This window comes from Bradyrhizobium sp. SUTN9-2 (assembly GCF_003122645.1).
Taxonomy (GTDB): Bacteria; Pseudomonadota; Alphaproteobacteria; order Rhizobiales; family Xanthobacteraceae; genus Bradyrhizobium; species Bradyrhizobium yuanmingense.
Map to the genome: position 1 here is coordinate 4,767,866 of NZ_LAXE01000001.1, position 1,260 is coordinate 4,769,125.

The following is a 1,260-nucleotide window of genomic DNA, read 5'->3' on the forward strand; positions in this document are numbered from 1 at the left end:
CACTGCAGCAGCCATCGCTCAAGGCAACGCGGCGGCTCAGAATGAAGCAATGATCTCTGCCACCATCGAGACAGGTCAACGCAACATGGCCGTGCTCGAGCAGGCCGTGATCAAGGACAATACGCTGCTGCCCGGCGAATGGTACGGCGGCCAGCTGCACCTTGCACCGCCGACAGACCAAGGCGGAGCTCAGAAGAGCTACACGATAGTAATTACGGTAGGCCCAGATCGCCATGTCATTGACGTCGCCCAGGGACCGCCCGGAGTTTAGCAGATGAGATTAAGAGGTTGCATCCAGTGGCGGCTGGCCACGGCGATCGCTCTCCTTGGTGTCGCGTGCACGCCTACATACGCCACGTGTGGCGATAACGGCGGCCCGGGATATCGAAACCAGGCTGGAAAGTGCGTTGGCTGGGAAGCACTCGCACGTCAGTGTGGCAATCCACCCTCCACGCACTGCACACCTGAGAACGTCGCAACGGAATCGTCTGACGCTGCACCGAAAGGCGCGACGATACGTTCGCTCATGGAGCTCTCGCACGCGGCTAAAGCTCACGCAAGTAAATAGCAGCCGAATGAGCGCAGTCATCAGCCACGCGGCAATAGCCGCCTTCGCCAGTGCAGTGACAGCGGTAGAGCTCCCGGCTCTGGGATCGATCCTGCCATTGGCTCCGGAAATTCCAGAGACCGTAAACGATATCCAAAGATTAAGCGCTAGAGGGGGGACGTTTGCAGCAAGCTGAAATGACTGGTCAGTTGTTTGATTGGACCATTGAAAGGACCGAGAAAGACTATCGAGTTGTCATAGTGGAGCCGTCGTTCATCGACCCCCCTAACCACGGCCGGCTATTTGACTCGGTTATCACAGCCTTGCTTACCTCAGAAGATGCTCCAATTAGCGACCTTAAGCTCAACGTGCCTCGGTTTGAGCGGTTCGACTTGGTCACGTTTCCAGAAGCTTTTTTGCCAACAGTTGATTTTATCAAAGCGATCGACGTGCTCTCCCATTTAGATCGGATCGGATGCATACACGTTGGTTTGCGACCGGACCATAAGGATGGACACTTATTCGATAAGACGTCTATCTTGGCCCTTTTGGCTCAAATTCGCTCGCTTCCGTCTGTCGAGCTGGAAGATCTCAGGGGTATCGTATCGTGGATCGAGCAGCAACAAGATGGGAAGCGTTTCAATCTAGCGTGCCTCTTCACAATCGATGTTGGATCAAAGCTTAGAGTATGCCTTCATCCCAAGATGGTCGAG

Annotated in this window: 2 protein-coding genes; both read left to right on the forward strand. The window is 55.0% G+C overall.

From position 1 onward, the window contains the following. Nucleotides 1–271 (forward strand): hypothetical protein (locus XF30_RS22075; RefSeq protein WP_204524518.1); only part of this gene is annotated, 271 nt, incomplete at its 5' end. Between the two features lie 458 nt (nucleotides 272–729). Further along, nucleotides 730–1,260: hypothetical protein (locus XF30_RS38890; protein WP_204524519.1), on the forward strand; the 531-nt coding region annotated here is incomplete at its 3' end.